General features: G+C 48.1%; 21 protein-coding genes and 1 riboswitch. Of the genes, 1 reads left to right on the forward strand and 20 read right to left on the reverse strand.

The features are described 5' to 3' along the window. Nucleotides 1–35: 35 nt before the first annotated feature. From rpsA to CHH53_RS06355, 14 genes are all read right to left on the reverse strand, one after another. On the reverse strand, nucleotides 36–1,181 hold the full coding sequence (rpsA, locus tag CHH53_RS06290) for a 30S ribosomal protein S1 (protein ID WP_095215270.1): 1,146 nt from the start codon (nucleotides 1,179–1,181) through the stop codon (nucleotides 36–38). Between the two features lie 108 nt (nucleotides 1,182–1,289). Beyond that, entirely contained in the window at nucleotides 1,290–1,874 is a 585-nt protein-coding gene (locus tag CHH53_RS06295) for a lysophospholipid acyltransferase family protein (protein ID WP_095215271.1), read from the reverse strand. 12 nt (nucleotides 1,875–1,886) lie between these two features. Further along, nucleotides 1,887–2,567: a (d)CMP kinase gene (gene cmk / locus CHH53_RS06300; RefSeq protein WP_095215272.1), complete on the reverse strand. Its 681-nt coding sequence runs from the start codon at nucleotides 2,565–2,567 to the stop codon at nucleotides 1,887–1,889. A gap of 84 nt (nucleotides 2,568–2,651) precedes the next feature. Next, nucleotides 2,652–3,326 (reverse strand): flagellar brake protein, encoded by a 675-nt coding sequence (locus tag CHH53_RS06305; protein WP_158221501.1) that lies wholly within the window; start codon nucleotides 3,324–3,326, stop codon nucleotides 2,652–2,654. Nucleotides 3,327–3,411: 85 nt separating this feature from the next. Continuing rightward, a complete protein-coding gene (gene ypeB / locus CHH53_RS06310; protein WP_095215274.1) occupies nucleotides 3,412–4,761 on the reverse strand; it encodes a germination protein YpeB in 1,350 nt (449 codons plus the stop codon). A 15-nt stretch (nucleotides 4,762–4,776) separates the two neighbouring features. Further along, nucleotides 4,777–5,532 carry a spore cortex-lytic enzyme gene (sleB, locus tag CHH53_RS06315; RefSeq protein WP_233134913.1) on the reverse strand — a complete coding sequence of 252 codons (756 nt, stop codon included), beginning with the start codon at nucleotides 5,530–5,532 and terminating at the stop codon, nucleotides 4,777–4,779. 169 nt (nucleotides 5,533–5,701) lie between these two features. Next, on the reverse strand, nucleotides 5,702–6,379 hold the full coding sequence (gene prsW / locus CHH53_RS06320) for a glutamic-type intramembrane protease PrsW (protein ID WP_095215276.1): 678 nt from the start codon (nucleotides 6,377–6,379) through the stop codon (nucleotides 5,702–5,704). A gap of 100 nt (nucleotides 6,380–6,479) precedes the next feature. Next, nucleotides 6,480–7,439 carry an asparaginase gene (locus CHH53_RS06325; RefSeq protein ID WP_095215277.1) on the reverse strand — a complete coding sequence of 320 codons (960 nt, stop codon included), beginning with the start codon at nucleotides 7,437–7,439 and terminating at the stop codon, nucleotides 6,480–6,482. 16 nt (nucleotides 7,440–7,455) lie between these two features. Continuing rightward, nucleotides 7,456–8,433 carry a YpdA family putative bacillithiol disulfide reductase gene (locus tag CHH53_RS06330; RefSeq protein WP_095215278.1) on the reverse strand — a complete coding sequence of 326 codons (978 nt, stop codon included), beginning with the start codon at nucleotides 8,431–8,433 and terminating at the stop codon, nucleotides 7,456–7,458. A gap of 84 nt (nucleotides 8,434–8,517) precedes the next feature. Beyond that, complete coding sequence (locus CHH53_RS06335) at nucleotides 8,518–9,789, reverse strand: Glu/Leu/Phe/Val family dehydrogenase (protein WP_233134882.1); 1,272 nt, start codon at nucleotides 9,787–9,789, stop codon at nucleotides 8,518–8,520. Nucleotides 9,790–9,950: 161 nt separating this feature from the next. Further along, entirely contained in the window at nucleotides 9,951–10,532 is a 582-nt protein-coding gene (locus CHH53_RS06340; protein ID WP_095215280.1) for a genetic competence negative regulator, read from the reverse strand. Between the two features lie 196 nt (nucleotides 10,533–10,728). Continuing rightward, nucleotides 10,729–11,028 (reverse strand): hypothetical protein, encoded by a 300-nt coding sequence (locus tag CHH53_RS06345; protein ID WP_095215281.1) that lies wholly within the window; start codon nucleotides 11,026–11,028, stop codon nucleotides 10,729–10,731. A gap of 27 nt (nucleotides 11,029–11,055) precedes the next feature. After that, complete coding sequence (locus CHH53_RS06350; protein WP_095215282.1) at nucleotides 11,056–12,576, reverse strand: RecQ family ATP-dependent DNA helicase; 1,521 nt, start codon at nucleotides 12,574–12,576, stop codon at nucleotides 11,056–11,058. Next, nucleotides 12,573–13,571, reverse strand: coding sequence for a YpbB family protein (locus tag CHH53_RS06355; protein ID WP_095215283.1), 999 nt, complete (start codon nucleotides 13,569–13,571; stop codon nucleotides 12,573–12,575). Before CHH53_RS06355 ends, CHH53_RS06350 begins: the two co-directional genes overlap by 4 nt. 104 nt (nucleotides 13,572–13,675) lie before the next feature. Between CHH53_RS06355 and CHH53_RS06360 the strand changes: the two genes are divergently transcribed. Continuing rightward, nucleotides 13,676–13,912, forward strand: coding sequence for a ferredoxin (locus tag CHH53_RS06360; protein WP_095215394.1), 237 nt, complete (start codon nucleotides 13,676–13,678; stop codon nucleotides 13,910–13,912). A gap of 35 nt (nucleotides 13,913–13,947) precedes the next feature. On the opposite strand, the gene CHH53_RS06365 is transcribed toward CHH53_RS06360, so the two are convergent. From CHH53_RS06365 to resB, 6 genes are all read right to left on the reverse strand, one after another. Continuing rightward, nucleotides 13,948–14,457, reverse strand: coding sequence for an ECF transporter S component (locus tag CHH53_RS06365; RefSeq protein ID WP_095215284.1), 510 nt, complete (start codon nucleotides 14,455–14,457; stop codon nucleotides 13,948–13,950). After that, a complete protein-coding gene (locus tag CHH53_RS06370) occupies nucleotides 14,457–14,849 on the reverse strand; it encodes a DUF4430 domain-containing protein (protein ID WP_095215285.1) in 393 nt (130 codons plus the stop codon). The genes CHH53_RS06365 and CHH53_RS06370 overlap by 1 nt, the downstream gene beginning before the upstream one ends. Before the next feature lie 74 nt (nucleotides 14,850–14,923). Beyond that, nucleotides 14,924–15,101: riboswitch (cobalamin riboswitch) on the reverse strand. A gap of 15 nt (nucleotides 15,102–15,116) precedes the next feature. Continuing rightward, nucleotides 15,117–16,880 (reverse strand): ATP-binding protein, encoded by a 1,764-nt coding sequence (locus CHH53_RS06375; RefSeq protein ID WP_198946027.1) that lies wholly within the window; start codon nucleotides 16,878–16,880, stop codon nucleotides 15,117–15,119. Then, a complete protein-coding gene (locus tag CHH53_RS06380; RefSeq protein WP_095215287.1) occupies nucleotides 16,880–17,596 on the reverse strand; it encodes a response regulator transcription factor in 717 nt (238 codons plus the stop codon). The genes CHH53_RS06375 and CHH53_RS06380 overlap by 1 nt, the downstream gene beginning before the upstream one ends. Before the next feature lie 27 nt (nucleotides 17,597–17,623). Beyond that, on the reverse strand, nucleotides 17,624–18,781 hold the full coding sequence (gene ccsB / locus CHH53_RS06385; RefSeq protein ID WP_095215288.1) for a c-type cytochrome biogenesis protein CcsB: 1,158 nt from the start codon (nucleotides 18,779–18,781) through the stop codon (nucleotides 17,624–17,626). Next, nucleotides 18,781–20,331: a cytochrome c biogenesis protein ResB gene (resB, locus tag CHH53_RS06390; RefSeq protein WP_158221502.1), complete on the reverse strand. Its 1,551-nt coding sequence runs from the start codon at nucleotides 20,329–20,331 to the stop codon at nucleotides 18,781–18,783. The genes ccsB and resB overlap by 1 nt, the downstream gene beginning before the upstream one ends.

Raw genomic sequence — 20,331 nt, forward strand, 5'->3', positions numbered from 1 at the left:
CCAAGGCTGCCCTGGAGCAAACTTGGTCTTTTATCTTATTGCTTATACTTGTTCAATTTATCACCTAGAATATCTCCAAGCTGGAAGCCGGAATGCTCCTCTTCTTTTTCATATTCTTTGATGACAGCATCATTTTCATCTTGTTCCAATTCCTTGATGCTCAGGCTCATGCGCTTTTCAGCTTCATTTACATCAAGGACTTTCACTTGTACCTTTTGTCCTGGCTCAAGCACTTCCTGCGGCGTACCGATATGACGGTTGGCGATTTGGGAAATATGGACAAGGCCTTCGACACCCGGGAATACTTCGACGAATGCACCGAAGCTTACCAGACGTTTCACTTCACCTTCCAGCACGTCACCTGCTTGTGCACGGTCACTGATGTTTTCCCATGGTCCAGGGAGTGTCTCTTTCAGGGATAGGCTGATGCGCTCGCTGTCTTTGTCGACACTAAGCACTTTGACTTTGATTTCCTGGCCTTCTGTAACAACATCAGAAGCTTTTTCCACGTGTTCGTGGGAAAGCTGGGAAATGTGTACAAGGCCATCGATCCCGCCGCCGATGCTGACGAAGACACCAAAGTCAGTCAGACGCTGGACTGTTCCGTCGATCACCTGGCCAGCTTCCAGGCTGTCAAGCACTTCCTGCTTCTTGGAAGCTTCTTCTTCCTCCACCACTGCACGGTGGGAAAGGATGACACGGTTCTGTTCACGGTCAAGCTCGACCACTTTCAGCGTAAGCGGCTGGCCTTTGTACCCTTCGAACTCTTCGACAAAGTATGTTTCCACGAGTGAGGCAGGGATGAATCCGCGAAGGCCGACATCCACTACAAGGCCGCCTTTGACGACTTCCTTGACTTCTGCTTCGAAGACTTCACCGGATTCGAATTTCGCTTCCAGGTCCTCCCAAGCAAGTTCAGCTGTAACTGCACGCTTGGAAAGGACAACTTCCTCGTCATCCACTTTTTTCACTTTTAGTGTCAACTCTTCACCTTCGCTTACTGCGTCAGCAGCGCGCTCAACGTGAAGACTGGATAATTCGCTGATTGGCAGGATACCTTCCACTTTGTAGCCGATGTCTACCAAAGCTTGTTTATCTTCTACTTTCACCACTTTGCCGGTTACAGTATCGCCTACAGACAATTCCTTGAAATCCGTAGCTTGCTCATTCATTTCATCCATCAAAGAGACCTCCTTCAGTTTACGAGACAAAACATAAGTAAAAAAACATAAAAATGTCCTTTTTTCTAACTTCTAACATTTGAAGATATTTGTCAAGTGATAGGGCATCTATCCGACATGCTTGTTTATCAGAAGCTGGATTTCGTCCATGATCACCTGCGACACTTCTTTCGCTGATGCTTTTCTTTCGCGCAGTTCTTCCATTTCGATAGGCGGACCATAGACGACTTTCAATGCTTTTACCCCTTTGTAGGAGCCGATAATCGCACAAGGGACGATTTTCGCTTCCGAACGCATCGCAAAGAATCCGATTCCCGGAAGCGGCTTACCGAGTTTGCCATCCTTGCTTCGGGTGCCCTCTGGAAATAATCCCATCGTCTTGCCTTCTGCCAGGATATCCAAGCCCGCACGCAGCGCACCCCGATCCTGCATGCCTCGTTTTACCGGGAAAACATTCAAGTGTTTCAAAAGGAACCCGAGCGGCTTGAATTTGAATAGCTCACTTTTTCCCATGAAGGCAATTTCCCTTGGACAAGTGACCCCCAAGACGGGCGGATCGAAATTGGAGATATGGTTGGAACAGACCAGTACCGGACCTTCCTTTGGAACATGCTCCTTACCATATACCTTTATACGAAAAATCGGATAGAGGACCGCACTTACAATCACTTTACCAATGGAATATAATGACATAATCCCCTCTCCTTATCTTCCAATCACATCGTAAACAGTTTCGAGGATCTTATCGACAACTCCCTCGATCGATAAGGAAGTCGTATCGATTTCAACAGCGTCTTCCGCTTTTACAAGCGGGGATGCTTCCCTCTCGGAGTCGAGCTTGTCCCGCAGCCTTATTTCTTCCTTCAGCTTCTCCAGGTCCGCCTCGAAACCTTTGGCGATATTTTCTTTATAACGACGCTCCGCTCGCTCCTCTACCGATGCGATCATAAAAATCTTCACTTCGGCATTCGGGAGGACGCGGGTCCCGATGTCACGGCCGTCCATGACGATGCCGGTATCAGCCGCGAGATTTTGCTGGCGTTTCACCATTTCTTCCCTTACAAGCGGGTGTTTGGCGACGATGGATACATTATTGGTCACTTCGTTCGTGCGGATTGCTTCTGTCACATCATTATTGTTCACAAGCACTTTCTGACCGTCTTCATGCTGCATCAGGACGATATCTATCCCTTGCAGCAAGGATAGCAGTGCATCCTCTGATTCCAAGTCAGCTCCCGCTTCGAGCGCTGTCAGTGTAAGTGCGCGGTACATGGCACCCGTATCCACATAGACAAATTGCAATTTCTTGGCAACAAGCTTGGATACGGTGCTCTTGCCTGCAGCAGCAGGTCCATCAATTGCGATAGCGATATTTTTTGACTTCATTCAATTCAATCCTTTTTCTCTTCGTAATCGGAAATAAAACCTAATAAAGCATAACATAGGATGGCGGCTTGGTCTATTTGAACTCTACCTCATCCGCAGTCCTTTTTTGCGCTGCTCCCGCTGACGCTCGAAGCAAAAACGAATGATTGCTTGTCTGTCCCTTTCCTGGATATCATCGAACTGAATACTGGCAATGACCTTGCCGGATTTTTCATTCCGGACGATGCGGACAATCTGCCCGGGGACAGTCAAGAAAGCAGGCCCTTCTTTTTGCAAGGTATAGGCGATATACAGCTTCACCTTCATTTTTTCTCGGAACCCGTGATTTTCGGGCAGCAGCATGGATAAACCGCCTCCGCTAATATCAAGCGTGATGGAGGAGACAGGGGGGATATCCGATTCTTCACCATGGATTGCCACATCCGTGCTTACAGATATCCGTACATATTGACGACGCTGTATTTTACTGATTTCTTCTTCCTTTGGCATCGATAGCTTCAAGGCAGGCACTTTCAGCGTTTCCCTGCCCTTCAGCATCGTTCCGAATGTATAGGCTTCGTCTTTTTCCGTTACATATAAGGCCTTGAATGCCGTTCCAATCGGAAAGATATCTGTCCGGTTTGTCTCTTCATTGACCGGGTAGTCGATATAAATCGTATCTTCAGCCAAGTCGATTACTTTGGCCCGGTAACGCAGGCGATTCCCATTAGTTGAAATATCCGTTTTTTCTAATGCTAAAGTACTACCGATTTTCAGCAAACGCCTCTCCTCTTCCCTATAATCGTTCTTTCTTCCTATTATTGCAAAAATAATCAAAAAGGGGAAGGCTGTTCGCCATTCCCCTTTACGTACTTTGCAAGAAACGTGCTTCTGTCGTCGTTTGTTTCTCGATTTCTTCTTCCCGGCCTGTATCGGCATTTACATAGATACGGTACGTTTCGTCATTGCGTGTCCCCATGATTTCATAAACAAGGGTTTCTTCATGTGTATCGTTCTCGATCAAAGCAAGATGGGTTTCCTGGACTTGGACGTTCTGGTTGAGTTTCTCTGTCGCTTGTTCCTCCGTCAGCTTCGGTTTCCCTATTTCACGCTCGTGATGATTCATGAAATAGTCACGGGCATTATATCCCAGAATATCGCCATTATCGAGCGCAACCTTGACCTGGACGATATCCGGATAAATGCGCACATCGTTTTGGACTGGCACAAAGAAGAAAATTCCGACGGAGTCATACTGGCTGCTCTGGACCATTTCCATATCCGTCAATTTCTGTTTTTGAAGGAAATCCTCCGCTTTTTGCTGCGCATCATGCAAACCCAGTTTCGGTTCTTCCCGATCCCGCTGCATCATCAAAGTGAGGATATGGCCCCCTTTTTGACTGATATCAGCATAGCCGCTCTCACCGTCCTTTTGGTAGGAAAGGCTGTAAAGCGGTACATCCGACCCCTTGCCTGATTTTCCGGCGCTGATACCACTGATTGTGTTTAAATCAAAGGCCTTGGCTGCTATTGTTTTCGCTTGTTTCTGGTTGATTCGCTCACCGGTGACTCCCTCGAATTTATGCTCTTCGTTGGAGGCAGGCAAAGCCCCATTGTTAAAGTCCTTCTCTTCATTGAATCCGCCCGAGCTGTTCTCCACAGTCTCGAAACTTGAGATGATGGCGTTATCCGAGTGATCCGGTTCGTCATCCGACAGCGCCATTTCTACATCGGTCCACTGCAGATTATTGCCCAGGACGGTATTTTGGACATTCCGAAGCTCATCCTTGATTTGTCCCGCATTATCATGCAGCTTCTCCAACCGCTGCATTTCTTCCTCGGACAAAGGCTCCTTGTCCAAATCCCTTACGGCCGTTTTATACGTAAAATCCCCGATATTGGTCAAGAATTTCTCTGTTTTTTCAAACGGCAGCAGTGCTAGCGGAAGCTGACCCACATCCGTATGTGCCTCTGAGGATAACCGCCAAATCTCCGCCAATTGCGGTGACAGGGAATCCCTTGAATTCATCGCCAGCGTCGCTCCGATTTTATCATGCAGCGTATCGATCCGGTAAGTCAGCTCGTGGAAGGAACGCTGATAGTTGTTTTCTGCCTGCATCCTGATGTCATTCTTTTCCTGGCGTTCGTTCATTCCCCAAATGGCTGTCCCTGTTAGTGCCAAAGCAAGAACGCCGATTATCACCCATTTATACATTCTTCGCTCTCCTTTCTACATACAGAAAATATGCTCACCTATCGTTTTGATCTGAGGTCTCGACCAAATCCAAGGTGACGTGGCTGTATTCGGATTGAAATAATAAATCGCCCCGCCGGAAGGATCCCAGCCATTGATTGCATCGATCACCGCCTGCTCGGCTGTTTCATCCGGCGTCAGCCAAATTTGGCCATCCGCAACGGCGGTAAAAGCTCTTGGCTCGAAGATGACACCGGAAATCGTGTTCGGGAATGATGGATCCTCCACCCTGTTCAGGATCACCGCTGCGACTGCAACCTGTCCTTCGTATGGCTCTCCTCTCGCTTCTCCATGTACAGCATTGGCCATCAGCTTGATATCATTCTGGGAATACCCATTCGGAACGTTCACCGCTGATGTATTGGACGGATTAGCATTGCCGCCATTGCCGCCATTCCCTCCGTTACCGCGCTTTTTCACTTGCTGCTCCTGCGGTGTGCCTCCATAATAGGTAAATGTGTTTCCTTCCTGGATTTGACGCATGACAAAGGCTTTATCATATTTGGTGATGGATACCAATTTATCCTTTGCCTGCTTCCCTGCGACTCCGTCGACTTCCATTCCGAACTCATATTGGAAGTTGCGCAGAGCCCAATACGTACTCCATCCGAAAACTCCGTCTATTTTTTTGTTATAGAATCCTGCATATTGTAAGCGGGCCTGCAGTTCCACCACGTCATCCCCTGTCGCTCCGTGCTGGATCACCTGTTCGGAAAAGGCACTGGACTGCATCGGTGCCGCCAGGATGATACCTGATAGGATCAGAGCGGCACAAAACAATTTACAAAGCCGAAACTTCCTGAATTCCATTGTTCATTTCCTCCAACCTAACTATGATCTTACTACCGATAGCTTTCTTCCGGAGCGAGCATATTATGCAATAAAAAAAGAGCCCGGCAGTTTAACTGCCTGACTCTTTCATTTGGATGTGTTCGATAGGATGGCGAGTTGCCGCTCGTACTTTATGCAGACCGATGATCCATAGAATGATCATGAAAGGTGCCTGGATATAAACCCAATTGAATGTCACCGCCAGCAGGATGTAATCGTACAATCCATGCAGTAAAAAAGGTATCACCATAGCTGCAAACACACGCAGACGGGGATGCCGGCTCCCGAATTTCGCCCGGCCGAGATAATATCCCATCAAAACGCCGAAAAGCGCATGGGATGATACTGGGAAAAGGGCACGTGTAAAAGCATAATCAACTCCATGTGCAAATAGATAAAGAACATTTTCCACCGTGGCAAACCCTAAGCTTATGCTGACACCATATATGATGCCGTCATAAACCGAGTCCATTTCCGTATGCCGGAAAGCGGTGTACAGGAAGATGAACCATTTGAAGAATTCCTCCATGAAACCGACGGTGAAGAAAGAATAAACAAGCGGATGCGTGCTGACTCCTTCTGCTTTCAGTGCATATTGAATGAACATGATCGGAAATACGAGCAGAGCGCCATATAGAAAAGTCCGCAATACCATGCCTAGCGGCTCGGGCTCCAAACGATCCTTCAAATAGAAGAAGGTAAGCAGCGCGAGTGCTGGGGCAATCGCAGCGGAAAGGATGGTAAGCATGATAGCACCTCTTCCAACTAACAATCTGCCTTTATCGTACCATGTGCTCAATCCTTTTGGAATATATTACTGGAAAGAAACAGGAAATAGGTCCTGAGGTCTATAGAAGTCTGTCCATTTGATCGGATGCAAGTGCAACAGCAAGCTCGATACGCGCCTTCTTGCTGTCCTGATCTTTACCTAAGAGAACACCAGCCTTATACAGATCATAAGCACTTCCCTCATAATCATAGGTAGTATAGACATTTCCTTCTTCCGATGCCGTCGTCAAGATGATTTTGATGCCATCTTGCAGGGCAAGGAGAATCTCTTCTTTCATTTTCGGTGCAACTTGCCCTCTTCCCACGCCCTCCAGCACGATACCCTGCACACCTGCTTCACGTGCTGCTTTGATGAATTTTCCGTCCGCTTGTAAATAGCACTTTATGATATCCACTTCCGGCAGCTTCCTCTTCAGCTCATAGGTATACCGTTTGACCGGTCTTTGGTAAAGATATACTTTATCGTTATCGATGATGCCCAAATAACCGAATCCAAAAGCATTGAAGCCCTGAATATTGGAGGCATGTTCTTTCTTTACATATTTTGCAGGGAAGATACGCTCATTGAAAACGACCACCGTGCCGCAATCGAGCAGCTGATCGTCATGGGCTGCAAGCACGGCATGACGCAAATTGATGTAAACATCCGATCCGAGTTCATGGATGGCCCGCTGAGAACCAGTAACGATGACAGGCCGGGCATCCTGGATGGTCAAATCAAGAAAATAAGCCGTTTCTTCCAAAGAATCGGTTCCATGCGTGACTACAATACCTTTGACTTCCGGATCCTCCAGTTGCTTGTCAATGATTTCTTTTAAAGTAAGCAGATCATCGAATGTTATATGCATACTGGGTTTCTGCAAAGCATTCACGACTTTCACTTCGATGTGATTCGGCAGGTCGATCTGGCTTCGCAGCTGATCACCTGTCATTTCTCCGGAAGCGAGCTTCCCGCTTTCTTCATTCGGCACACTGGCGATCGTCCCGCCTGTAGTTACCAATACGACTTTCCCTTTCATATGCAGCTTCCTTTCTTCAGTTGCTTGAGAAAATCGCTTTGGCTATCTGTCCGCCATGGAAACGACCATTCTCGATGAATACTTCATTGTTATTATTCCCGGCTGCGATGACGCCGGCAATGAATATACCAGGCACGTTGGACTCCATCGTTTCCGGATCATAGTCAGGCTTGCCTGTCTCAGGATGGATAAAGATGCCCATGCTTTGCAGCAGCTTCAAATCCGGACGATAGCCTGTCATCGCAAACACGAAATCAGCATCCACTGTATGCGTCTTGCCTTGCACTTCATAAATGACCTGTGTTTTTGTGATCTCTTTAATATGTGCATTGAATTTATGATCGATGTATCCATTACGGACCAGCGATTCATATTCCGGCAGGATCCACGGCTTCACGCTTTTGGAATACGTGCTGCCGCGGTATAGAGCGGTGATATTGGCACCGGCTTTATGCAGTTCAAGCACGGCATCGACAGCGGAATTCTTCCCGCCGATCACTGTCACATTCTTGCCGAAATACGGATGAGCTTCCTTGAAATAATGGAATACATGAGGCTGATCTTCACCAGGAACCTGCATTAGATAGGGTTGATCGTAGTACCCCGTCGCAACGATGACATAATCAGCTTTGTACTGCTTCTCTTCTTCCCTGATTGTCTTGGCCGTTACCGTGAAATCCCCTTTGGTCCCGGATACCTGCATCACTCGCTCGAATGTATGTATTCGCAAATCACACCGCTGTGCCACTGTCCTGTAATAGGCAAGCGCTTGATTCCTGACTGGCTTCTTCATTTCGGTCACAAAGGCGATGCCGCCTATTTCCAGCCGTTCGCTTGAGCTGAAAAATGTCTGATGGGTAGGATATCGATAAATGGAATTAACGACATTGCCCTTCTCGATAAGAAGCGGTTCGATTCCGATTTTTTGCAGCTCGATTGCTGCGGAAAGACCGCATGGTCCTGCTCCTATTATTATCACTTGCTCTTTTTGCATTGTACTGCCCCTTTCCATCTCTTCCTGAATAAAAGAGAAAACTCTTATCCTTTGTGTTTCAGGATAAGAGCATGTTTACATGGATTAGATCCAGCCTCTGAATCTGGAAGCTTCCGCCATTTTCCTTACACCGACCATATAAGCGGCCAAGCGCATATCGACCCGCCTTGTCTGTGCGGTCTGATAAACATTTTGGAATCCTTTCAGCATGACTTTCTCTAATCTTTCTTCCACTTCCTGCTCTGTCCAATAGTAACCTTGATTGTTCTGCACCCATTCGAAATAGGAGACGGTAACGCCCCCTGCAGATGCAAGCACATCCGGAACTAACAGGATGCCGCGTTCGGTCAATATTTCGGTGGCTTCGAACGTGGTCGGCCCATTCGCAGCTTCAATGACGATTTGGGCTTTGATGTTATGTGCATTATCCTTGGTGATCTGGTTTTCCACCGCTGCCGGCACCAGTATATCGCAATCAAGCTCCAATAACTCCGTATTGGTGATGGTGGACTTGAACAAATTGGTCACCGTTCCAAAACTGTCACGCCGATCAAGCAAATAATCGATATCCAAGCCATCCGGATCATAGAGCGCACCATAAGCATCCGAGATACCGATCACCTTGGCCCCTGCTTCATGCATGAACTTGGCCAAATAGCTGCCCGCATTCCCGAAACCCTGGATGACGACCCGTGCTCCTTCGATGCTGATGCCTTTTTGCTTGGCAGCTTCCCTTAAGCAGATTGTAACGCCCTTGGCGGTAGCTGTTTCCCTGCCCTGCGAACCGCCGAGCACTATCGGCTTTCCGGTGATGAAACCGGGGTTGTTGAATTCATCCATCCTGCTGTACTCATCCATCATCCATGCCATGATCTGGGAATTGGTCATCACATCGGGTGCTGGTATATCTTTCGTCGGGCCTACAATCTGACTGATGGCCCGTACATATCCACGGCTTACCCCTTCAAGCTCACGGAAACTCATTTCGCGGGGATCGCAAATGATGCCGCCCTTACCGCCGCCATAAGGCAAGTCGACGATACCTGCTTTCAGACTCATCCAAATAGATAATGCCTTCACTTCATTTTCACTGACTTCCGGGTGGAAGCGCACCCCGCCCTTGGTGGGGCCAACTGCATCATTATGCTGTGCCCGGTACCCGGTGAAAATCTTCGTACTGCCATCATCCATCCGTACTGGTATACGGACTGTCATCAATCGGACAGGTTCCTTCAGTAATTCATATACTTCCTCCGGATAGCCAAGTTTCTTCAAAGCCGATTGTACGACTCTCTGTGTCGATTCTAATAAGTCCCTATGCTTGTTGTTGGTAGATTCCGCAGCTTTGTCGGCCACTGTTTTGTACCTCCTATATGATTCCCCATCTTGTATTGCGATATTACCTCTTCTAATCTCCACATCCATTCTAACAAAAAAGCAGAAATATGGATAATGAGAACCGATTTTTTGTCCGAAATTAAAAAGATACCGGCAGATGCACCGGTATCTTCATCAATCTATGCAAAATACGCACATATCTGCCGTATTGCATCCTTTTCAAAAATCTTCTTGCCGTATTCATTAAGCCGAACCGAGGTGACGATACTCGGGTTGGCGAATTCCGACATGACCGCAATCAGATTTTCCCTTGCGGACGGATGAAGCAATGTCCGGATCTCCATATAATATAGATCATTCATGAAGTAGACAGTGGCGTCTTCGATGCCAATTTGGTCCAGCTGACGCGAAACACTGATGATATCCTCAAAATCAGCAAATGAGAAAATAAGCTCCCTGCTTTCATCCAGTGTCACTTTCATTTCGATATAATCCTCTTCTTCTTCGAAGTCTTCCGTCTGTGGATACTGTGTAACAATGATTTGCATCCCTTGCGCTTGCAGAATATGCACTTGAACAAGAAGTGTACCTTCCAATTCAAAGCCCAATTCATCGCTTGCTTCATACATCATATCGTGAAAAAGCTGATGAACGCCTGGAAGATCATGCCAGAGATCTTCTTTAGTCAAGCCTCTCTCGATTAAATCGTCGAAGGTAAGAAAGATCTTGAATTGATTTAATGATACGCGCTCTAACTTCATCACTTTTCCCCCTTGGATGCCATTCTAGATATAGATAGCATATGATTCGCTTTATGTTTTGTACGCGGCACAACCCCAGATGGCTGCGTCCATTTCAAGAATACGCTCAAGTCTTCGAACAGAAAGGATTTGTACGTATAATTAGTATATTAATCTTCGTGTTAAAAATACCCTTGTTGTCCAAACTGGAAATGGTCTAGAACAAGGCCGGAATCGACAGCGGCACATCCGTATAGACCAGGATGAAAGCAATCACCGCCAATACGATGACCGTCAGGAGGATGAACCTGGCGAGACTGCCATTCCAATGCAGACGAAAGCTTGTACGCTGCCCGTCATGAACCGTACGGCGCGGCGGTAAATTAAGAATGTCTATGCGCTGGACTTCAGTTTCCGATTCCACTTGTTCAGGTTGTGATTCCTTGTCGTCAGGATACTGTGTCACAGACGCTACCAGTTCCTCAAGATTCCGGTCCTTCTCTTCTGTCTTTGCCATGAAGTGTCCATCCTTCCATTTCCGTTTTCACTGATACAGGAGATGATGCAGCTGCGCGCGCCAGCCGATAAGCTGCGGCTGTCCCTCCACGAAGCTTGCCTGCCATCCAGCAAGCGTATCGCCGCAATTGTCACAGCATCGGTCCTTTGCTTGGCGCACAGTGTGCTGGAATTCCGCAAAAAGTTCCTGGCGCCTGCAAGATTCTGTATAGACCCATTCCTTCATCCGCTGCAGCTGCTTAAGTTTGTATTTTTTCCTGTCCCCAACAAACTTCTCTATTCTGTCCAGGAAATCCTTCCAAGCTTTTGCCGCATATTGCAGATGATTTCCCTTTACTATATCATGTTTCTCCATTTGATAAAGTAAAAATCGCCATTGCGTCTCACTTATCGGAATATGCTGGATGACTGATTCATAAGCAGGCAATTCGATTCGTTGTGCTTTTACCCGCTGATAAAGAAAACGCATCAGCTGCTGGATCGAAGATGTTTCGGGCAGGTCTTGCTCGATCAGATGGATCGGGATTTGCCAATCCCCAGGACTGTAAAGCACGACACTGACGCTTTCCTTCCCGTCCCTTCCGGCTCTGCCGACCTCCTGGATGAAGGATTCCTTGTCCCTGGGCAAATGGTAATGGATGATCAGTCGTACATCCTCTTTATCCACCCCCATACCGAAGGCACTTGTACAGCAGATGATCTGCAGCTGACCGGCTAAAAACTGCTGCTGGATCAGGATCCTATCCTCATTTTCCATACCGCCATGATAGTATGCGCAAGGCATCTCCGGCATGTTTGCCCGGATGATGGCGGCAGCACTTTCCGCCATATTGCGGCTGGAAAAATAGATGATGGTCGGTGCTTGTATTTTATGAAGCAGTGCAAGCATCGTTTCATTCTTTTCCTGCTGATCCTGCACTTCCTGTACAAAGTAAGAGATATTTTCCCGATCCATCGGATAAATATGCTCATCCATATCCAAATCACCGAGCAAATGCTGGATATCCTTTTGGACTTCCGGGGTGGCTGTCCCGGTCAAAGCAAGCACCGGAGGAGTGCCAAGTTTCCGGATCACTTCTGCCAGGCGCAGATAATCCGTCCTGAATTCCTGTCCCCATTGGGAGATACAATGGGCTTCATCGACGACAAACAATTGAATCTGCAGCTGCTGCAATTGCGTGATCAAAAATTCATTTTGCAGCATCTCCGGTGAAACATACAGCAGATCATAATTGCGCAGATTTCGCATCACCCGCTGCTTATCTTCAAAATCAAGGAAACTATTGAGTGCAGCTACCCGCTTGAATCCCCTGGCCCGCAATTGCTTCACTTGATCTTCCATCAGTGACAGCAATGGGGAAACCACGATGACTTGTCCGCTGCGCATGAAAGCCGGCAGCTGGTAGCAAACGGACTTGCCTGTACCCGTTGGTAAAACACCCAAAGCATGGTGCCCCTGCATGACACTCTCCAGGATTTCCTCCTGACCAGTCCGGAAAGAATCATATCCATAATACGTCTTCAATGCCTGCTGCAGCTTTGTCCTCATGCCTGCACCTCCTGCCCTCTCTGCAGGGCCAACGCCAATCTGATTTGGAAATAGTCATATTTCCCTTCCAATAAAGCATGTATTTGTTTGAGTTTTTTCGTACCTGCCTGAGCCGCACATTCCAGGATGATCCGGGCATCGGCCTCGGGGAGGAATCTGCTGGAAAGCTCTTCCCCATCCAGCCAGGTCATCTCCACAATATGATCCTTGATCGTATTTTCCGTCAAGCCCCTGACTGCCGCAATCTGTTCCAGCGACAAGCCTCGTTCGAGCATCGTCCGTGTCTTCTGGGCGGTGGATGTGATGGTACGAGTCTTATGCTCCGGTTTTTCCACTAGTGCAGCAAGATGCGGAAAATCCGCCTCTTCCGCCTCGGCATGCTGGAGAAGATGATGAACTGTCGATGTTTGATACAATGGCACGTCCACTTCATGGACATTGTATTTTTCTGCCAGCTGTTCGGTCGTCAAACCGATATGCCGATATCCAGTCAAACGATCGACAAATAAATCTGCCTGCAGTGAAGGCAAGTTTTCAAGCAATTCATAGAGCTCCTTATATATACCATTACGCCAGTCCTCCCATCGGTGCTGCTCCTGACGATACCATTGTTTTATCCAATGCTGGATAGCCGGGTCATCGGTTACTGGGATATAATACTTCTCCTCCCTTACATGATTGGAAAGCAGCTGAATGAGCAGCAGCAAGCGATATAGGAATGGCTCTGTTTGCGTTTGAAAGGCCATGCCTTTAAAATACGGGATTTCATTATTTTCAAAGCGCTCCGCTTCATTCATTGCATTGGCTGCCACCTGGTCGAACAGCGGTCTGGACAGCTTCGGGTAAATACCGAACAAATGGGTGAGACCGTACATATGGGCATCCTGCAGCGTCTGGGCAGAGCGCTTGCCTTGCAGCAGATGGTAAATGGACGCCGCACTCCGTTCCTGGCGGATGGTCCGGCCGGCATGAATGATGATGGATGCCAGTAGCATGGCAATCAAACCTTTCTGTATGCTTGTATTCCGTTTCGGTAAGCGATACACTTAGTATAAAGCAAGAAGCAGCTTTGTTGAAAGCGGAAGGGGGAAAAGCGCAGATGGCAATGTATACATATGTCGATCAGGATACTTGCATTGCCTGCGGTACATGCGGAGCTGTCGCGCCTGATGTATACGATTATGATGATGAAGGTCTCGCATTCGTCCTGCTTGACCGCAACACTGGTACCTTTGCTGTACCGGAGGAATTGCAGGAGGATGTAACAGAGGCCTATGAAGGCTGTCCAACCGAGTCGATCAAATTAAGTGATTTTGTCATCGTATCCCATATATGAAGAACCACTTCCTTATCAAATGGAAGTGGTTCTTTTCATGAAGCCGATATCCACCTGCCGAATACCCTGCGAAGGACCGGATACAGGATGAAAAAGAAAATCCCATTTCCGATCGCATGCATTGTGTCAAAGCTTAATCCGGCTATGTAATAGGCCCAGAAATGTTCCATGATGAATATATTCGGCAAGGAAACCAAAAATCCATACGCATACCCTGTCAGAATGCTGGCAATGGTCATCGGTATCAGCGGCGGAGTACGCCAAAGCTTTCCCGCCATGCCGAATGACAGACCGATCATTCCCCAAGCAAGCATTTGCCACACCGTCCATATTCCCATTCCAAGTATCATATTGGATAAAAGGGTAGATAAGACAGCGATAGTTACACCGGCAATCGGCCCGAGCAATAGCGAACAAATGATGATGACACTGGTCATCGGCTGCATATTCGGCAGGAAAGGGAACAGCACATTTGCATATATCCTCCCTGCTGCTGCCAGGGCTGTTAGCATTGCCAACAGTGTCAGTTTACGAGTGGAGAACATCAAGCAGCTTGCAGATTGAAGGCCACGTCGTCACCGTCCGATAATTCCAGGTCCGCTGCCCCGACCTGTGCCATTTCACCGTTGACTGTATACAGCCAGTATTTATTCTCATCTTCATCCTGACTATGACCATCAATGGAAGTGATCATACCGGCATCCTCTTCCACATCGAAGTTCTCCTTCATCACATCCATCAAGCTGTCTCCTTCCTCAAAGCTGACTTCCTTAGAGGAAATCTCCTTGCCATCCTCGGTCAATGTAACCGTGACCTGCTGTTCGGTCTGCTGCTCCGCCTGCTGATCCTGCTGCTTGGACTCTTCCGCCGTCCCGCAGCCTGCCAGTATACCTGCTGCCAGCAGCAAAGCGGATAGCATATGCCATGTTTTCTTCATAAAAAAATCCTCCCTTTTTGTAAAGGAAAGAGCATCAGAAGCTGCCGCTTCACCCGCTCAGTCCTCGAAGCGGTGAAACAGAAGCATACAGGGCAGGTCTGCTGACTGATACCTTCATCTACTAAGAGCCCTTCCCATCATAAAAGACAGTGGTTTTGCTCTGTCCGGCGGTAATTACAGCTGCGAGGACAGTCACGGAGTCACACCGTATTCCCTATCAAGTCTTTCGACACCTTGCATGCTTTGAATCCAGCTTATTTTATCATATTATGTCAGGTTTGTATCCTGCGGGAGACGGATAGTGAATGTTGTCCCCTCATGAAGCTTACTCGTTACTTTGATTGTCCCATTGTGGGCCTGGACGATGTTCTTTGCGATAGCCAGTCCTAAGCCATTTCCTGTTTTTGCAGTTTTTCTGGTCCTTGATTTATCAGCCTTGTAAAACCGTTCAAAAACAAAAGGCAGGTCTTCTTCCGGTATGCCGCTGCCGGAATCTTTGACGATCATCACGAGCTCTTCTTTTTCGTCCGAAACGAGTACCTGGACTGCTCCGGCATTTTCCGTATGGGTAATCGCGTTATCTATCAAATTCGTCAGCACCTGTTCGATTGCATCGGGTGCAAAATGGTAGGTGCTCCTCTCAACCGTATTGACGAGTCCGAGCTTGATTTCCCGTTCATCGGCCAATCCTTGGAACTTGCGCACAATTCGTTCCAGGAATGGATTGATCTCCACATCCTCCATTACCAGATTCGTATCTCCTGCTTCCATGCGGGCAAGGTCGAGCAGCTGATTGACAAGCCTCCCTATCCGCAAAGATTCGTCATGGATGATCTGTGCCAATTCATTTTTTGCTTCCACTGTATCAGCGATATCATCAATGATCGCCTCACTATAACCTTGCAGCAAGGAGATGGGCGTCCGCAATTCATGGGTTATATTGGTGATGAAATCCTCACGCAGTTTATTCAGCCTGCGTTCTTGCGTCATATCCCGCACGACTGCTACCGCCCCGCGAATGGTCGCATCATCATACAGCGGCGTCGCGATGATCACCCATTCCCTGCCTTGGATCGTCACTTCGCGTGTTACTTCAGAGGCAGTCGCGACGACACTTTCCATGATTTCCAGCCAGACGCCAGGCACTTCATGGAAGGTTTCCCCATTCTCGAATTGCCAATCATGAATGAATGCTTCGGCAGGCGGATTCGTCACCGTAAGCTCGCCCTGCCGGTTGATCATGACGACACCATCCACCATGGCATTGACGACACGGGAAAGATGTTCTTTTTCCTGACTGAGTGCATTTATATTGAATTCCAGCTGTTTTCCCATCTTGTTGAAGGCCATAGCCAGCATCCCGATTTCATCATGTGTGACAACAGGCACTTCCGTCCCGAATTGGCCCCGGGCGACATTCAATGCCGCATCCTGCATCTTGATCAGCGGTTTGGTGATCCTGGATGACAGGAAGAATGCAAACACAGTCGTCAGGATAAAGGCAATGCCTGCCCCCAGCAGGATGATTTGCGTCGTTTGGTTGCCGGTCTCCTTCACGACAGCGAGTGATTGATAGACATAAACCGCACCCGAACCGTCCTGGAGCGGCGTCCCGACCGCAATCACACTTCTGTCGGAGTCAGGAAGGATAAGCTGCTTGGAAACATCTTTCCCATTCACAGCAGCCTTTTTCAATTCCGGATCTGCCAGCAGCCAATCTTTGTCCACGCCCGGCAAAGGCTCCGACTGCTCATCGGTCCCCGATAGCCAAAGTTCGTCATCTTGGAGGATGGCAATGCGCGAATTCGGATCCTGCACCCGCTCCGCCGTATCATATACCGTATCCTTATCGTCTATTTCTTCCATCAAGATAGAAACCTTCGTCGCTGTTTGCATCAGACTTTCTTCGGCCTCTTCAATATGAAAATTACCGAAGAATTCCAGTAAAAGAAAAGTCAGCAGGCCAAGGACGACTGACACAAGCAGCAAGATGGTCAGCCATAGCTTGTTGACAACACTGCCCCAAAGCATCAGCTTTTATCAGCTTCGAATTTGTAACCGACACCCCATACTGTCACAATCATGGAAGCTGCCTCTTCTGAAACCTTGCTTAGTTTTTCACGGAGTCTTTTCACATGTGTATCGACCGTCCGCAAATCACCGAAAAATTCATATTTCCAGACCTGCTTCAACAGCTCTTCCCGTCCGTAAACCTTATCCGGCGTGGACGCAAGGAAGTGGAGCAGTTCGTATTCCTTCGGTGTCAAAGTCACTTCCTGGTTATCGGCTGTCACCCGGTGGGCATCCTTATCGATGGTAAGATGGGGGAATACAAGCAAGTCTTTCGCTTTTGCATCTGTATGCAGGTATTTTGTCGTCGAAGATCTTCTCAAAAGAGCTTTGACACGAAGAACGACTTCCCGGGGACTGAACGGCTTCACAATATAATCATCTGCACCGACTTCGAATCCTTCCACACGGTCAGCTTCTTCCCCTTTGGCTGTAAGCATGATGATCGGGGTACCTTTTTCCTTGCGTATTTCCTGGCAAACCTCGATTCCGTCCTTGCCTGGCATCATGACATCCAGCAGGATGGCATCATAATCTGTCTCGAGTGCCATTTGCAGTCCTTGCTCCCCATCAGCAGCCTCATCAAGCGTGTAGCCTTCCTTTTCCAAGTACATGCGTACGAGTCTGCGGATCCTTTCTTCATCGTCTACTACAAGAATATGTGCGTCTGTTTCCATGATCCTTCCCCTTTTCTCTTTTTTATGTTAAGCATACGCGTGCAAACCTACGATAAGCAAGTTTACTGCCAGCAAATTGAACATGATCACACAAAAGCCGATTACGGCAAGCCAGGCGGAACGGATGCCCCGCCAGCCTCTCAGCATACGGATATGCAGATAAGCGGCATAGAAAAGCCAAGTGACCAGTGCCCACACTTCCTTGGGATCCCAGCCCCAGAAACGGTCCCATGCCTGCTGGGCCCAAATCATCGCGAAGATGAGGGCACCGAGCGTGAAGATAGGGAACCCGACTGCGACAGATCGATAGCCGATATCATCCAAGGCATCCTTCGGCAATTTCCGTACCAGCGGCTGCAACGCTGCTCCAATCCTCTTCCTAGTAAAGATGCGGATGATTAGGTAAAGGAGGCAGCCTGCGATCAAGGATAAGATGATGGTATTCAGCTTTTGAGCCGCATTTTCGCCGCGGAGCCAATCCGGTACGATGATCTGGATCCCAAATGGCGAGGATACAGTGCCGTCTGGAACAAAAATAGGCGGAAGCTGATAGATGATGCTTGCTTCCGTTCCTATCACATTAGCGGTGTAATCGAACATCCGGAACAAAAATGCAAGCAGCACATAGCCTGCCACGGATAGGATGAGAACGAGAAAGCCTTCGATCACCCTTGCCCTTTTATGCTGTTTCTCCTGATCCGTTTCATGCAGGATATATAAAAACCCTGCAAAAAAGCTGACGGAGAGCACCGCTTCGCCAAGTGCAGCTGTCGTCACATGGATATACAGCCAGTGACTTTGCAGGGAGGGTACAAGCGGTGCCACTTCACGCGGAAACATAGCAGCACAGCCAATGAGCAGGATGCTGATCATCAAAGCCATCACGGCCAGCAATGGATAGCGATAGGAACGATACATGATCAACGTCACCAGGATGAGCATCATACCGAAGAAGGTCATGAATTCAAATAGATTGCTTACAGGTGCATGTCCGCTGTACACCCATCGAAGGATGAAAAAGCCAAGCTGTGCAAGCCATCCCGCAGCGGTGATCATCCAAGCGAAGCGTGCAGGCCAGCGCTGCTGTTTCCTGACCGCAGACCATGTAAACAGGATCACACCTAACAAATAACTGATAAAAGCAGCTTCGAGCAGATGCCCGCTTATGATAGACAGATTTTCCATCAGCTGCTCCCCCCTTTTTCATAGCTATCCCAAATAAGATCCAATTCTCTTTCGAAGGAGGATGCATGTTTATTCGTATGTCCGGCAATCAAATACGAGCCATCGGTCTGTCTTTTGATCCAAATTCGACGATGCTGCCAATATAGCCCTTGAATGAGACCGATCATGAAGATGACACCCCCGAGCAAAAATACCGGCAATGTCCAATCTCGTTTCACCGATAACCCGCTTACATGATGGGTATCATAATCGACTGCGCGAACGCTGTAATTGTCCGTCCCTGTCGCCGGCACAGCATCATCAAGTGTCACGAACAGTCTTTCCTTATGTCCATCCCCATCCGAGATATCGAAAACAAAAGCTGGATTACGCGGGTATTTTGTTTTCGTGATCACTTTATCCTCTTCCAGCCGGTAATCAGGATAATAATCGATCAATTCTGCATGCAGCCCGTTATCGAGTTCATAACTTGGTTGGGGATTCTCAGTATCGACGCGGAAATCCGCTGTACTGCCGTCCTGATTCTCGGCACGGAAGGTCAGGCTGCTGAACTCGTTCAGCTGATAACCTGATTGATAGATCGTAAACCCTGCTGCGTGTACTGGATGATTCACGGAAACCTGCATTTGTTTCAGCGGTTTCAAATCCGGTACATCACCTGCGATATGTTCCTCTGCCCCATAGACCGTGATATCTGTCATGAAGCTTTTTGGTATCGCCCTGCCTTCTTGTTCGATCGCAGCTTCGAATTTGGGATCGTCCGCATCGTATGTATCCACACTGAATCGCTCATTCTTGATGAACAGCGACTGGTCCGTGTCGGGTACGACCGCCGTTTCTCCTTCTCTTATCCAAACGAATTCATCCTGGTAGAAGAAAGGGAAAAGCCGCAAGAAAGCACCCAGCAGAACGAGCAGCAGTCCAATATGGTTTACATAAGGTCCCCATCTTGCGAACCTATTCTTCTCTGCCAAATAGCTTTCCCCGTCCTGCCGGACATGATAGCGCTTCGCCCTGATTTCCTTCATCAATCGACCCGGATCAAGTATGACATCATCTTTGACATACATCTGACGCTTCAAAAAATGATCCTTGCGCTGCACAGGCTGCATTTTCAATGCACGATACAGAGGGAAGAATCGATCGATGCTGGCAATCAAGATGCTGGCGCCAAGCAATCCGAGCAAAGTCATATACCACCATGAGCTGTACAGCTGATCGAGACCTAAGTAATGATACAGTCTGCCGAATGCACCGTATTCAGCTGCATAAAATTCCCCCGGCATCCTTCCGATTGGTATGTAAGCCCGCTGCGGCAGGATGGTCCCGATGGCAGTCGCCAGTATTGTCAGGATCAATAGATACATCCCATTCCGTACAGAGGAGAAAAAGCGCCATACTTTATCGATCAAGGTCCGATCACGCATCTGCGACCGGCGCACAGCCCCTTCGTAGCGCATATCCATTTTTTTGGCCGAGCGTCGGCCGCAGCTTGGACATCGGCCATCCTCCAGCTTGTTTACATCCTTGCAATAAGCACATTCCTGCAT

This window comes from Terribacillus sp. 7520-G, from assembly GCF_002271665.1.
Taxonomy (GTDB): domain Bacteria; phylum Bacillota; class Bacilli; order Bacillales; family Amphibacillaceae; genus Terribacillus.